This is a genomic window from Meridianimarinicoccus roseus (assembly GCF_003172915.1).
Taxonomy (GTDB): Bacteria; Pseudomonadota; Alphaproteobacteria; order Rhodobacterales; family Rhodobacteraceae; genus Meridianimarinicoccus; species Meridianimarinicoccus roseus.
The window spans coordinates 21,213-34,783 of record NZ_QGKU01000015.1; the positions used below are offsets into that span (position 1 = coordinate 21,213).

16 protein-coding genes are annotated in these 13,571 nt (G+C 65.2%); 11 read left to right on the forward strand and 5 right to left on the reverse strand.

Annotated features, from left to right (window positions below):
* Positions 1 to 34 precede the first annotated feature (34 nt).
* From DKT77_RS03830 to DKT77_RS03850, 5 genes are all read left to right on the forward strand, one after another.
* Positions 35 to 739: a COQ9 family protein gene (locus DKT77_RS03830; RefSeq protein ID WP_109810415.1), complete on the forward strand. Its 705-nt coding sequence runs from the start codon at positions 35 to 37 to the stop codon at positions 737 to 739.
* A gap of 85 nt (positions 740 to 824) precedes the next feature.
* Positions 825 to 2,144, forward strand: a complete 1,320-nt coding sequence (locus DKT77_RS03835) for a hypothetical protein (protein WP_146204946.1) — start codon at positions 825 to 827, stop codon at positions 2,142 to 2,144.
* On the forward strand, positions 2,141 to 2,740 hold the full coding sequence (locus tag DKT77_RS03840) for a peptidoglycan-binding domain-containing protein (protein WP_109810417.1): 600 nt from the start codon (positions 2,141 to 2,143) through the stop codon (positions 2,738 to 2,740). Before DKT77_RS03835 ends, DKT77_RS03840 begins: the two co-directional genes overlap by 4 nt.
* Positions 2,741 to 2,779: 39 nt before the next feature.
* Positions 2,780 to 3,766: an NAD(P)H-quinone oxidoreductase gene (locus DKT77_RS03845; RefSeq protein ID WP_109810418.1), complete on the forward strand. Its 987-nt coding sequence runs from the start codon at positions 2,780 to 2,782 to the stop codon at positions 3,764 to 3,766.
* Positions 3,767 to 3,935: 169 nt separating this feature from the next.
* Positions 3,936 to 4,358 (forward strand): hypothetical protein, encoded by a 423-nt coding sequence (locus DKT77_RS03850; RefSeq protein WP_109810419.1) that lies wholly within the window; start codon positions 3,936 to 3,938, stop codon positions 4,356 to 4,358.
* 21 nt (positions 4,359 to 4,379) lie between these two features.
* On the opposite strand, the gene DKT77_RS03855 is transcribed toward DKT77_RS03850, so the two are convergent.
* Complete coding sequence (locus DKT77_RS03855; protein ID WP_109810420.1) at positions 4,380 to 5,309, reverse strand: ABC transporter ATP-binding protein; 930 nt, start codon at positions 5,307 to 5,309, stop codon at positions 4,380 to 4,382.
* 138 nt (positions 5,310 to 5,447) lie between these two features.
* Between DKT77_RS03855 and DKT77_RS03860 the strand changes: the two genes are divergently transcribed.
* Together DKT77_RS03860 and DKT77_RS20635 are read left to right on the forward strand one after the other, a co-directional pair.
* On the forward strand, positions 5,448 to 5,639 hold the full coding sequence (locus tag DKT77_RS03860; protein WP_109810421.1) for a zinc-finger domain-containing protein: 192 nt from the start codon (positions 5,448 to 5,450) through the stop codon (positions 5,637 to 5,639).
* Between the two features lie 40 nt (positions 5,640 to 5,679).
* Positions 5,680 to 6,072: a hypothetical protein gene (locus tag DKT77_RS20635; protein ID WP_146204947.1), complete on the forward strand. Its 393-nt coding sequence runs from the start codon at positions 5,680 to 5,682 to the stop codon at positions 6,070 to 6,072.
* Positions 6,073 to 6,189: 117 nt separating this feature from the next.
* Here DKT77_RS20635 and DKT77_RS20640 read toward each other — a convergent pair whose 3' ends face one another.
* The gene (locus DKT77_RS20640; protein ID WP_146204948.1) at positions 6,190 to 6,447 is read right to left on the reverse strand and encodes a hypothetical protein; all 258 of its coding nucleotides are present in this window, start codon (positions 6,445 to 6,447) and stop codon (positions 6,190 to 6,192) included.
* Between the two features lie 127 nt (positions 6,448 to 6,574).
* Here DKT77_RS20640 and polA point away from each other — a divergent pair, with 127 nt between their 5' ends.
* The 4 genes from polA to DKT77_RS03885 all read left to right on the forward strand — a co-directional run bounded on the left by polA (position 6,575) and on the right by DKT77_RS03885 (position 11,847).
* Positions 6,575 to 9,361 carry a DNA polymerase I gene (gene polA, locus DKT77_RS03870; RefSeq protein ID WP_109810423.1) on the forward strand — a complete coding sequence of 929 codons (2,787 nt, stop codon included), beginning with the start codon at positions 6,575 to 6,577 and terminating at the stop codon, positions 9,359 to 9,361.
* Between the two features lie 80 nt (positions 9,362 to 9,441).
* Positions 9,442 to 10,164, forward strand: coding sequence for a hypothetical protein (locus DKT77_RS03875; RefSeq protein WP_109810424.1), 723 nt, complete (start codon positions 9,442 to 9,444; stop codon positions 10,162 to 10,164).
* A 305-nt stretch (positions 10,165 to 10,469) separates the two neighbouring features.
* The gene (locus DKT77_RS03880; RefSeq protein ID WP_338016058.1) at positions 10,470 to 11,330 is read left to right on the forward strand and encodes a cation diffusion facilitator family transporter; all 861 of its coding nucleotides are present in this window, start codon (positions 10,470 to 10,472) and stop codon (positions 11,328 to 11,330) included.
* Positions 11,331 to 11,427: 97 nt separating this feature from the next.
* Positions 11,428 to 11,847 carry a universal stress protein gene (locus DKT77_RS03885; RefSeq protein ID WP_109810425.1) on the forward strand — a complete coding sequence of 140 codons (420 nt, stop codon included), beginning with the start codon at positions 11,428 to 11,430 and terminating at the stop codon, positions 11,845 to 11,847.
* A 34-nt stretch (positions 11,848 to 11,881) separates the two neighbouring features.
* Here DKT77_RS03885 and DKT77_RS03890 read toward each other — a convergent pair whose 3' ends face one another.
* From DKT77_RS03890 to DKT77_RS03900, 3 genes are all read right to left on the reverse strand, one after another.
* Positions 11,882 to 12,115: a DUF2798 domain-containing protein gene (locus DKT77_RS03890; protein WP_109810426.1), complete on the reverse strand. Its 234-nt coding sequence runs from the start codon at positions 12,113 to 12,115 to the stop codon at positions 11,882 to 11,884.
* Positions 12,116 to 12,205: 90 nt separating this feature from the next.
* On the reverse strand, positions 12,206 to 12,910 hold the full coding sequence (trhA, locus tag DKT77_RS03895; RefSeq protein WP_109810427.1) for a PAQR family membrane homeostasis protein TrhA: 705 nt from the start codon (positions 12,908 to 12,910) through the stop codon (positions 12,206 to 12,208).
* A gap of 44 nt (positions 12,911 to 12,954) precedes the next feature.
* The gene (locus tag DKT77_RS03900) at positions 12,955 to 13,569 is read right to left on the reverse strand and encodes a DUF1285 domain-containing protein (RefSeq protein WP_238547669.1); all 615 of its coding nucleotides are present in this window, start codon (positions 13,567 to 13,569) and stop codon (positions 12,955 to 12,957) included.
* Between the last annotated feature and the right edge of the window lie 2 nt (positions 13,570 to 13,571).

The window sequence follows — 13,571 nt, forward strand, 5'->3', positions numbered from 1 at the left end:
TCCAGACGGATGCCGAACCATGACAGGAGAGACGATGACCGATGCACCTTCTTCGCCCGATGGCGTGACCGCCCGGTTACTGGAGGCGATCACGCCGCATGTTCCCTTTGATGGCTGGTCGCAGAAGGCTTTCCGCATGGCCGTTGCCGACGCGGGGGTCGAGATGGCGGTGGCCGATGCCGTCTGCCCGCGCGGGGCGGTAGACCTTGCGGTCGCCTATCACCGGGCGGGCGACGCCGAGATGGTGCGCCGCATCCATGCCGCCGAAATGGGTGAGATGCGGTTCCGTGACCGCGTGGCCGCCGCCGTGCGGTTCCGGCTGGAGGCCGTGGAGGACAAGGAACTGGTGCGACGCGGCAGCACGCTATTCGCGCTGCCGATGTATGCCGGAGACGGCGCGCGGCTGGTCTGGGGCACGGTGGACAGGATCTGGGACACGCTGGGCGACACGGCGCGTGATTATAACTGGTACACCAAACGCGCGACCCTGGCCGGGGTCTATTCGGCCACGGTGCTCTACTGGCTGGGCGACGACAGCGACGACAACGCGCGCACTTGGGCATTCCTCGACCGGCGCGTCGACGACGTTATGCGGATCGAGAAGGCGAAGTCGCAGGCCCGCGAGAACGCCCTGCTGAAGCCGCTGGTCTCGGGGGCCGAACAGGCGCTGGCCTGGGTCAAGGCCCCGGACCGGGGACCGCGCACCGATATGCCGGGATCGTGGCAGGGGCCGCGTTGACTTCTTCCGACCTGCCGCATTTGACCCGCGCAGACCCAGCGGTTAACCTTTATCAAGTATGATTTTTTTCAAGGGAGAATGCCAGGTGAAAAGGTTTTGGGTCGGCTGCGTCGCCGCGGGACTTGTCGGCGGCGCTCTTGCGGCCGGGCAGGCCGGAGCGGCATCCATCTTTCAGGTGACGACGACGCAGGCCGTCACGCAGGATATCCTGACGCTGAGGGGCCATCCCGGATACAGGGACCCGAACCCGTTCCTTGCCGATCCCTACATCTTCTTCGACGAACATGTTCGCATCCTGACCCAGGAGGCCGATGTGTGGGACCCGTCCCAGATACCGACGTCGCCGACGCAGATTCCGTTCCCCGGCGACTACAACGTCATAAGTTCCGCCGATGTGACGGGTACCTGGACATTCAATGCCGACTTCCTGACTGGTATCGACACGGGGCGCATCGCGACGGATCAGGACGACGCACAGTTCCTCGGGCGCACTGCGGCGGTATCCAGCTTCCGTGCCCGGGCGAACGGAACAGATGTCGGCAGCGGCGTGACGATCAGCACGGCTGTTTACGCTCTGAACGACCTCGTGGTCGGCGTCGGGGGAGAGCGGCTTGACGTCATCGGGATCGTCGCGGAAGAAGCGCCGCAGGCTCATATCGAAACGGATGGGATCATCCTGTTCCTTGGCGGCGCCGACAACTGGTTCGAAACCGCGGCGGGTAGCATACCGAATTTCAACGACATCGTCGTCTCTGCCATCGAGAACAGGGAGGTTCTCAGCGACTCGAACGGCGACGAGCTTTTCGAGTCGCTGATATCGAACGACGCCGGTGCCTATCCGCTTCGTTTCTCCGGGTTCGGGGCCGCAGATGGTTCGAGTGAGCAGTCGCCGCTGCTGCCCGACTCCGTGTCCGCAGGACCGGGGAGTTCACCTGCCTTTAGCTTCGACGTGGCGTCCGCCGGGACGAACTTAGTCTTCATCGATCCCGAGATCGCGGTCGGCTACACTTACGAACTGGTCGGCGGCGGCACGGTAGCTGCGTTCCAAGCGCCTACGCTTGGGGCCGTGAACGATCCGGACGGCTACACGCTGGTTCTGCCGGATGGAACGACCTTCAATGTTCTGCCCGGAGACATGGTCGATTTCGTCGCCGAAGGATACGGCAACGTCACCACGTTCGACATCATCGGCATCAGCGAGGCCCTGATGATCGATCCGCTCGACGCCACGACGTTTGTCGCCGGGTTCCTGTTCAACGGTACCGGAGCAGGGTCAAACATGCTCCAGACCGCAATTGTCGTGGATACGGACGCGGCGGTGCCTCTGCCACCTGCCGTAGCGCTGTTGTTGGCCGGTCTGGGCGGGCTGGGACTGGTATCGCGGCGCGGTCGGCGCGCCGCGTGATCCGGCGCTGCATCGGCCGGGCGGCGCTTCCGGTGGCCGTTGCCGTTGCCGTGGCGGCGACGACCCCCGCATCCCCGGCACAGGCGCAGCAGCATGAGACCCGGCCCTATGTCGTCGAAGGACCGGGCCGTGCCTCCTGCGCAGATTTCGTGGCCTGGGCTCCGGGCGGTGAAGAAAGGCGGCTCGGGGCGGCATGGCTGACCGGATACATGACGGCCCATCACCGCTTGATGCCGGGCGTGTTCGATCTGACCGCGTGGCAGACGCCCGCCCTGCTTATGGGTTTGATGGAGCAGTATTGCACGTCGAACCCGGACGCGATCGTGGAGCGGGGCGCGCAGGAACTGGTCGCCTATCTCACCCCACGGGCGCTGACCGAAGAGGCCGAACTGGTCGCGGTGCGCAACGGCAGTGCCGTCGTGCTGGTGTATCGGCCCGTGCTGACGCAGGTCCGCGACGGTTTGGTGGGGGCCGGGTTCGCCGCTGCGTCTGACGAGGCCGGGCTGATCGCGGCTCTGACCGCCTACCAGACAGCGCAGGGGCTGGAGCCGACGGGCCTGCCGGACCAGGCAACGCTGGCGCGGCTGCTGAAGTAACGGCTTGCGCCGACTTCCCCGACGCGGTGTTATGACGGCATGGACAAGATGATGCGCGCAGTCGAAATATCGCAGCCCGGCGGGCCGGAGGTGCTGGTCCCGGTGGAGCGCCCCGTGCCGGTGCCGGGCGCCGATGACATCCTGATCCGGGTCGCCTTCGCCGGGGTGAACCGCCCCGATGCACTGCAGCGCGCCGGGGCGTACAAGGCGCCGCCGGGCGCGTCCGACCTGCCCGGTCTGGAAGCCGCGGGCGAGGTCGTGGCCGTGGGCGCGGCGGTCAGCCGCTTTTCGGTTGGCGACAGGGTCTGTGCGCTGCTGCCCGGCGGCGGCTATGCCGAGTATGTCACCACGCCCGCCGCCCATGCCCTCCCGATCCCCGAAGGTCTGGATTTGCGCGCGGCAGCCTGCCTGCCAGAAACGTGCTTCACCGTCTGGTCCAATGTCGTGATGCGCGGCGGGCTGACCGGAGGCGAACGGTTCCTCGTGCATGGCGGATCGTCGGGCATCGGCACGACGGCGATCCAGATCGCCGCCGCACTTGGCGCGCGCGTCTTCGCCACCGCCGGCAGCGCCGAGAAATGCGCGGTCTGCGAGAAACTGGGTGCGGAGCGGGCCATCAACTACCGAGAAGCCGATTTCGTGGAGGTGCTGCGCGCCGAGGGCGGGGCGGACGTGATCCTCGACATGGTCGGAGGCAGCTATATCGCGCGCAACGTCAAGGCACTGGCCGATGATGGGCGGCTGGTGCAGATCGCCTTCCTGGAAAGTCCCAAGGCGGAATTGAACTTCGCGCAGGTCATGCTGCGCCGTCTGACGATCACCGGATCGACCCTGCGCCCGCAATCGGATGCCGCCAAGGCCCGCATCGCGCAGGCGCTGGAGGCAGAGGTCTGGCCGATGGTGAAAGCGGGTCGCCTTGAACCGGTGATAGACAGCGCCTTTCCGCTGGAGCGCGCAGCCGACGCCCATGCGCTGATGGAATCGAGCCGCCATATCGGCAAGATCGTGCTGGACGTGGCCCCCTGACACGGGGTCTGGGCCGGGGCCACGCATGGCCCTGCTCCCGGTCGCAACCGACCTGACTTGATACAACTTTTACGTGTTAAGGGTGCTTTCGCTAATGTGTTTCGCGCCCGGGCCGTTGCTGTAGTGTGCAGGGCAACAGTCGGTTTGGTCAGCATGAAAGGCACACGGCATGTCCCCATTGCGCGCAGCGAAGACCCGCCCCGACGCCGCCCGGTTGTCCGCCACGCTGGACCAGGGCTGGGATGATGTGTCTGAAGGTGGCGGTGCGGTCGCCATTGTGGTTCTGGGCTTCGCTTTTCTGGCGGGCTTTACGTTGGTCGCGCTTCTGTTCGGGCTGAGTGCCGTGGCCGCGCTGTTGCTGGGATGGGCCGGATCGCTGAGCTGCGTGGTGCTTGCCGTGCTTTACGGCGCGTGGCGCGAATATCGGGCGGCGCAGGTTTCCTGGCCGCGCACGCGCGATGGCCACGTCGCGGTCTGGGACGCCGACCTGAGCGCGGAGCGGCGCCACACCGCCACGATCATCGACTGGGATGAGGACGCCATCATCGACGCTGTGCCGGTGCGCGAACACACCGGCAGCGGACGCAACTAGACGGCCGGCCCGCCGCCAAGATCAATCCGAATGCGTCAGAGCGAGGAACACGTCCTCCAAATCAGGTTCCTCGGTCGCGACGTCCCGCAGCGAAATACCAGCATCGCGCACCGCCTCCAGAATGGCGCCGGGCGTGATGTCGCTGCGGTTGAAATCAAAGGCGATCTTTCCGCCCGGCCGCTGGGTGACCTTCACGCCGCCGATCTGCGGCAGGGCGGCAGGTTCGTCTTCGGGGGTTATCACCAGCGTCTTGGCGTCGAGCCGCCCGAGCAGCGCCGAGGTCGTATCGCGCACGATCATATCGCCGTGGTTGATGATGGCGATCTCGTCGCACATCTGCTCGGCCTCTTCGAGGTAGTGGGTGGTCAGGATGATCGTCATCCCTTCGTCGTTCAGCTTGCGCACGTTCCGCCACAGCATCTGACGTAGCTCGATGTCCACACCGGCGGTCGGTTCGTCCAGCACAAGTATCTGCGGGCGATGCACCAGCGCCTTGCCGAGCAGCAGCCGCCGCCGCATCCCGCCCGACAGCGAACGGGCATAAGCGTCTGCCTTGTCGGCAAGGCCTATCATCTCGAGGATCTCGTCGGTGCGCCGTTCCGCTTTGGGCACGCCGTAAAGCCCCGCCTGCACCTCCAGCGCGCCACGGGGCGAGAAGAACGGGTCGAGGTTCAGTTCCTGCGGCATCACTCCGATCGCGGCGCGCGACTGGCGCGGGTTCACATCCTGGTCGAAGCCCCAGATCCGCACCTTGCCGCCGGTCTTCACCACGAGGCCGGCAAGAATGTTGATCAGTGTGGATTTGCCCGCACCGTTCGGGCCGAGCAGGCCGAAAATGGAGCCCGCGGGAATCGACAGGTCGATGCCCTTGAGCGCCTCTTTCGGTGCGGACTTGCCGTGCCCGGCATAGGTCTTGCGCACGCCTTCGAGTTCGATCGCGTTCTGTGACATCTTGGCCCTCGTGCTTGCTGCGCGCCCCCGGCGGGCTTGCCGCGACGCAGCGGTTCAGTATTGTGTGCCCGATCTAAGCCGCCGCGGGCGCGGCGGCAACCGGACTGCCGGACAGCGAGCCATCAGGAAAGGATGCCAATGCCCATCGCCCCCCCCGAGACCGAGATCGTCGATGCCTGGCGCGTGGCCTGTGACGGCGGCGAAGGCGCGCTGGGTCATCCGCGCGTCTGGTACACCATTCCGCGCGGCACCGGCTGGGTGGAATGCCAGTACTGCGACAAGAAGATTGTGCATCGCAGCTTCGCCGACAAGGTGGACCCGGACGCTTAGACACAGCCCGGCGCATGGAACGGAAAAGCCCCGGCAAAAAATGGCGGGGCTTTTCATCGTCAAGGAAGGTGATCAGGTCCGGCGGCGCACGCGGAGCAACGAGCAAGCCGAAACCGGCCAGTGTGGTCGCCAGCAGTGGCAGTGCAGCGGGCACGGGGATCGGGGCCGTCGGTATCGCGTTCCCCGAGAGGCTGGACGCGGCGAGCAGGTTGGTCTTGTCCTTCCCGAAGACTTCGAACTTGAACGCTTAGCTGCCGGGCAGGTCCGGATCGGCCGAGAAGCCGAAACCGAGATTGCCGAATGCATGGTCTCCATAGATTGTAAGGCCGTTCGGGCCACTGACGGCACCGATGAACGGGTTGATCGACTGGAAGGTGACCCCTGCGGTCGGGTCGAGATCGAAGGACAGCAGGTGGTCGAAACCCGAAATTGAAAGTCCGCTGCTGCCGGTGGGGTCCAGGGTGACCGACCAATCGAAGTTGAATACGGACCGGTTCGCCGGGTTCGTGGTCAGCGTCGGCGATTCAAAGGTGCAGGTGTCGATGCCGTCTTAGTTGAACACGTTCGCCGCAGGATACCGCTGCTTGCAGCGCAGGCCGACCTCGATAGTGTTGCGTGTCTCGCCGTTGAAGCTGCCGTTGGCATTGCCCGATCCAAAGATAACGTCGGGAATGACATTGCCTGTGCCGTTGACCGGCGCGGCCAGCGTTGCCGTTGCGCCAACCAACGTGGCGACGGGCGCGAATGAAAAAAACTCATGATGCCTCTCTGGAGCTATGCAAAGTGCTGAAGGGCGCACCGGTATCACCACCCGGTCAATGCGGGTGGGGCAGTTGGAAATATTTTGCCCGGATGCCGCGGCTCCGCTGCGTCGTGTGCTGGACCCCGTACGCGCAGCGGGATACCTGTCGGCCTAAAGCGCAAGGGGGCGGACCATGGCATTCGGCAAGGGGCATCATCTTCATCTGATCGACGGGTCGGCCTTCATCTTCCGGGCCTACCACGCCCTGCCTCCATTGACGCGCAAGTCCGACGGGTTGCCGGTGGGCGCCGTGTCGGGCTTTTGCAACATGCTGCTGCGCTACATCGAAGAGAATACCGGGCCGGATGCGCCGACGCATGCCGCGGTGATCTTCGACAAGGGAAGCCATACCTTCCGCAACGACCTGTATGACAAGTACAAGGGCAACCGGCCCGAGATGCCGGAGGATCTGCGCCCGCAGATCCCCCTGACGCGGGAGGCGACCCGCGCATTCAACGTCGCCTGCGAGGAGATGGAGGGCTTCGAGGCCGACGACATCATCGCCACGCTGGCGCGGCAGGCGCGCGAGGCGGGCGGCAGGGTCACGATCATCAGTTCTGACAAGGACCTGATGCAGCTGGTCGGCGGCGGTGTGGAGATGCTGGATGCCATGAAAAACCTGCGCATCGACGCCGAAGGGGTGGAGGCCAAGTTCGGCGTAGGCCCGGACCGGGTGATCGATGTACAGGCGCTTGCCGGCGACAGCGTGGACAACGTGCCGGGCGCGCCGGGAATAGGGCTGAAGACCGCTGCGCTCTTGATCAACGAATACGGCGATCTTGAGACGCTGCTGGAGCGCGCGGGCGAGATCAAGCAGCCCAAGCGGCGCCAAACGCTGATCGACAATGCCGACCAGATCCGTCTGTCCAAACGGCTGGTCACGCTGGACTGCGACACGCCGCTGACCTTCACGCTCGACGATCTGGAAGTGCGCGATCCGGACCCGGAGACGCTGCTGAAGTTCCTGACCGAGATGGAGTTCCGCACCATCACCAAGCGCGTGAGCGAACGGATGGGCGTCGCCCCGCCCGCAGTGCCCGAACCCGCCGCGCCCGAAACGGTGGCAGATGACATCCCGTTCGATCCGGAGGCCTACGAGGTCGTGCGCGACGCGGAGGCGCTTTCGGTCTGGATCGACCGGATCATGGAGCGGGGCTGGGTCGCGCTGGATACCGAAACGACCGGGCTTGACGATATGCGGGTGGATCTTGTGGGTATCAGCCTTGCGGTAGAATTGGGCCGGGCCTGCTATATCCCGCTGCGCCACAAGGCCGCCGACCGCGACGACCTGTTCGGATCCGATGCGCTGGCCGAGGGGCAGATGGATCCGGACACCTGCATCGCCATGCTCAAGCCGGTGTTCGAGGATCCGTCGATCCTGAAGATCGGCCAGAACATGAAATACGATGCCAAGGTGCTGGCACGGCAGGGGATCGATGTGGCACCGATCGACGACACGATGCTGATTTCCTATGCCCAGCACGCGGGTCTGCACGGGCACGGCATGGACACGCTGAGCGAACGGTATCTCGATCACACGCCGATCCCGATCAAGCCGCTGCTGGGCACCGGCAAGTCAGCCATCACATTCGACCGCGTACCGATCGAAAAGGCCGCGCCCTATGCGGCCGAGGATGCCGACATCACGCTGCGGCTATGGCATTCGCTCAAGCCGAACCTGCACCGTGCGAAGGTCACGACCGTTTACGAGACGATGGAACGCCCGCTGGTGCCGGTGCTGTCGGCGATGGAACGCGCGGGCATCAAGGTGGACCGCGACACGCTGAGCCGCATGTCCGCCGCATTCGCGCAGAAGATGGCTGGGCTGGAGGCCGAGATTCACGAACTGGCGGGCGAAAGCTTCAACGTCGGCAGCCCCAAGCAGCTGGGCGAGATCCTGTTCGACAAGATGGGTCTTGAGGGCGGGAAGAAGGGCAAGACCGGCGCCTATGCCACCGGTGCAGACGTGCTGGAGGATCTGGCGACCGAACACGACCTTCCGGCGCGCGTGCTCGACTGGCGGCAACTCAGCAAGCTGAAATCCACCTATACGGACGCGCTTCAGGACCACATCAACCCCGATACCGGGCGGGTACATACCAGTTACATGATCGCCGGTGCGGCGACGGGGCGGCTCGCATCGACAGATCCGAACCTGCAGAACATCCCGATCCGGTCCGAAGAGGGGCGGCGTATACGGCAGGCCTTCGTGGCCGAGGAAGGCAAGGTGCTTCTGGCACTCGACTATAGCCAGATCGAGCTTCGCATCCTGGCCCATATCGCCGGGATCGACGCGCTGAAGGAGGCCTTCCGCGACGGGCAGGACATTCACGCCGCCACCGCGTCCGAGATGTTCGGCGTGCCGTTGGACCAGATGACGCCGGATGTGCGCCGACAGGCCAAGGCGATCAACTTCGGGGTGATCTACGGCATTTCGGGCTTCGGGCTGGCGCGGAACCTGCGCATTCCGCGGGCCGAGGCGCAGGGTTTCATCGACCGGTATTTCGAACGCTTCCCGGGCATCAAGGATTACATGGCTGACACCACCGCCTTCGCCAAGGAACACGGCTTCGTGCAGACGCTTTTCGGGCGAAAGATCCACACGCCCGAGATTTCGGCCAGCGGGCCGCGCGCCGGGTTCGCAAAGCGCGCCGCGATCAATGCGCCGATTCAGGGCACGGCGGCCGACGTGATCCGCCGCGCGATGATCCGTATGCCGGACGCGATCGCGGACCTGCCTGCCACGATGCTTCTCCAGGTCCATGACGAATTGCTGTTCGAGGTGGAGGAAGGCGCCGTCGATGCCGTGACCGAGCGCGTTCGCGAGATCATGGAAGGCGCGGCCATGCCGGCGGTAGACTTGACCGTGCCGCTGACCGTGGATGCCGGTTCCGGTGCGAACTGGAGCGAAGCGCACTGACGCAGCGACAGCTCGTACTTTGGTTTCGTCTTTCTCCGTGGTAACCTCGGTTAAGGAAACCTTGAGAACGGGATGTAGTCATGTTTGTGAGAAGCCTTTTTGCCCTGGTCCTGCTGGCCGCGGGTCCTGCGTCGGCGCTGAGCCTGATACCGGGGGAAACCCTGTCGTCGTCGGACTATTTCGACTTGGGAGAGGTGGCCGACGGCGATCCGGCCTTCTTCGGGACTGTGCTCGATGTCGTGACCCGCTCCGCGACCGAAGTTCGGGACGGTGTCGTCGGTCCGGGGCCAGTGATCCCCGGACTCTACGATGTTACCGGCACGATCATGGTCACGGTCCATCGGTCCGCCACGGGCCGCACCGTGTTCGCCTATGATTTCTCGTCCATCGACAACAGCGGGGCCGGGATCAATGGCGCACGGGTGTTCACCGTCTCGGGCTTCGCCGGGTATACGATCGACCTTGGATGGAACTTCGACTCCTTTCCCTATGTCCCGGCGATTTCACGCTCGGCCGATGGGGATACCGTGACGGTGGAATACTTCGACCCGCGCGACACCCAAGTCAGCCTCGAGACGATCCTGCTTGCGACCGATGCGCCGACCTTCTCGTTTGGCGGATCGGGCACCGTTGGGATCGAGATCGATAGTTTCGGGACGACCGTCCGGTCATTGTCGGAGCTTCCCGCACCGTCTGCCGTGCCGCTTCCGGCGGCTGGACTGCTTCTGGCCGGAGCCTTGGGGCTTGCCGGGTTCTCCCGGCGTGTGGCCCGTGCGGGTGCGGCAGCGTGTCCGCCATCTTGAAGCGCGGGGCAGGGTGCTTACGTCTGACAGGCTGCGCAGGTCAGCGCGGCCCGTTCCTTGCCCTAACCAGAGACGTCGACATGTTGTTGCACCTGATCCACACCGTCGCGATTGCCGTTCTGGCCGCCGCCCTCTTCGTCCTGCCGCTGTCGGCCTGATCCGTACGACCCACGCGCCGCTACGCCGACTTGACGCAAGCGGCGCGATCGCGTTGGTGTATGTGCATGTCGCGCGGACACGGGCACCATCATCATAAAGGCCATTCGCACCACCTGCACCTGCTGGAAAACGGCGGGGACCGTCGGGTGGCTTGGGCGGTGGCGGCGAACGTACTGCTGACAGCGGGACAGATTGCCGGTGGGATCGTGTCCGGATCAATCGCGCTGATTGCCGATGCGATCCACAACCTCAGCGATGCGATGACGCTGGTGATCGCGTTGGTGGCGCGGCGCATCGCACGGCGGCCCAGCGATGCCACGATGACCTTCGGCTACGGCCGCGCCGAAACGGTGGCCGCGCTGGTGAATTACACCACGCTGATTCTGATCTCGCTCTACCTCGCCTACGAGGCGGTCTGGCGGCTTCTTGATCCTACGCAAATCACCGGCTGGATCGTGATCGCTGTCGCCGGTCTGGCGCTGGCCGTGGACGTGCTGACGGCGATGTTGACCTACAGCATGTCAAAGGACAGCCTGAATATCCGCGCGGCCTTCCTGCACAACATGGCCGATGCCGGCACCTCGGTCGCGGTGATCCTGGGCGGTGTGCTGGTCATGCTGTTCGACTGGCGGCTGGTCGATCCGCTGCTGACGCTGGGCATTTCGGGCTACATCCTTTGGCACGCGCTGACCGATATCGGCCCGGTGATCCGCATCCTTATGCTGGGGGTGCCGCCCGGGGTGGACCCGCACGAGGTTGCCCGCGCCGTGCGCGGCGTGGCGGGCGTGGCCGGTGTACACAACATCTACCTTTGGCAGATCGACGAGCGTCGGTTCACGCTTCAGGCGCATCTCGTGCTGCACGGAGCGACCGACGAGGCCGAGGCGCGCCGCGCCGTGCGTGCGCTCCTGGCCCGCGAGTTCCGGCTGGGGCAAGTCACACTGGAGACCGAACGCGCGGAAGCCGGATGTGCAAACCCCGCGCTGATCGGCAGCGGGGCGGGTTGACACCGTTCGGCCGCCATGGCTTGCCCGCCCCGCGCCATGCCCTGTCCATTCGGCCAAGTCCGCCGATCACGCGCCATGCAATGAAAGGAGCCCAACCATGCCCGGCACCGTCAAGACGATCCTGTGTCCCGTGAACCTGCGCCACGCGGCGGACACCACGGGCGCCTACGCCACCGCCCTTGCCGAGGCGGCGATGCATGACGCGGACCTGTGGGTCGTCACCGTCGCCCCCGAGATGGAGCGCAACCTGAACATTTACGACAGCGAGAAATACTGGGGCCAGAAGCTGCGCGAGTTTCTTGCCGCGAACCCACCCGGCGCCGTGCGGGTCCAGACCCGCGTGCTCAAAGGCGCGGCGCATCGGCAGATCGTGAAGTTTGCGTTGAAGTCTGACATCGACCTGATCGTAATGTCTTCGGCCAACCCGCGCATCTCGGACTACCTGCTGGGCACCACGGCCAGCCATGTCGTCTCGCACGCGCCCTGTTCCGTCTACGTGGTGCGTGAACCGGACTGACGCCGCTGGCGGCACTGACTGGCCGCGCGCGCCGTCACTTGCCGGAAGTGGCCGTCAACCGCGCGACCATCCGGCGCGCCAGCGGTGCCACCACGATTACCGCCGGGAAGGCCACGGCCCAGCTGGAAATCCACGATGCCATCCAGACACCCACGAAATCGGGATCGAGCGGCACGGTGCGCAGGGTCGAGATGCCCGAGACGAGAAAGGACATCATCCCGCTCAGCAGCAGGCTGAACAGAAGGTTGGAATAGCGGGGATTGATCATGGGAGTCTAACACCTTTGGTCTGCGCCGCCCCTTTAGACCGCCCTGCCGGGCTTTGCCCAGCCCCAACGGCCTGTGTCAGGCGCGGCGGATCACAGCACGGGCACCGCCGTTCCGAGCGCGGTGTCCGACAGGTGCAACGTGACTGCGACGAAGAACAGCACACTGGCCAGCAGTACGAACCCATGCCAGATCGCTGTGTGGAAGGGCAGGTTCTCCCACAGGAAAAACGCGGTGCCGATCGTGTAGATCACGCCCCCAGCGACGATCAGCGCCAGCACCGCGGGCGAGAGGGTGGCAAAAAGCGACCAGCCCAGCACGAGCCCGGCCCAGCCCATGCCGAGATAGAGCGCGAATCCCGGCCAACGCGCGCGACCGAGCGCGAAGACATGCAGCCCGCATCCCGCCACCGCCGCGCCCCAGAGCCCGGCAACAAGCCCTCCGCCGGCGCCACCCGAAAGCAGCGCGAAGGGCGTGTAGGTTCCAGCAATCTTCAGGTAAATCGCCGAATGGTCGAGTCGCAGAAGCCACGGCTTCCAGTCTGGGCGCGGCATGTGGTGATACAGCGCCGAGCAGACCAGCATGGCGATCAGCGTCGCGCCGTAGATTCCGGTCGCCAGCAGTGCGGTGACGTTGCCGTGCCACTGCGCCGCAAGCGTCACCAGCACTGGCACCGCCACCAGAGCGGCGGCGAGCCCGACAAGGTGGACGGCGGCATCGCCTAGAGTCTCGGCGCGGCTGGGCACGGACGGAACGGGTGCCGCTTGCGAGTCCTGCGGGAAGAAGCTGTGTGTCATTCGCCGATGATAGGCGTTTTGTGCCGGATTCGAAACCGGGGGCGTCAGTCGGCGGGAAGCTCGGCCGCCGGGATGATCGGGAAGAACGTTCCTGCGGATCGGACGCCGAACCAGTCCATGCCATCATGCGGGGCGGTCTCGCCCATCTCGACCAGCCGGTAGAAGCTCTTGCGGTCGATAAGCGCCTCCAGCCCGGCGCGCACCATGACATAGGGCGACGGCTCGCCGCTTTCCGGGTCGCGCACCACGCGGATCGGGTGGTCAGGTCCGGCATCCACCGTGTCGCCGACCTGTGTCGTGAAGACCAGCACCTGCCCGCCATCCCGCGTCTGCGCACTGATGTCGATGGCGACGAACGGTGCGTCCTGCACGCGGATGCCCACTTTCTCGACCGGGGTCACGAGGAAATATCGCCCGTCCTCCAGTTTCAGAATGGATGAAAAAAGCCGCACCAGCGCCGGGCGGCCAATCGGCGTGCCCATGTAGAACCATGTCCCGTCGCGGCGGATTTCCATATCTATGTCGCCGCAGAATGGCGGGTTCCACAGGTGCACCGGCGGCGGGCCCTTCTTCGTTGCGGCCCGGGCGGAGGCGACAAGGTCGTCTGGAGAGGGTTTCACGATGTTTTGTGCTGCCACGTCTTTTGCAAATTTTGCCATTT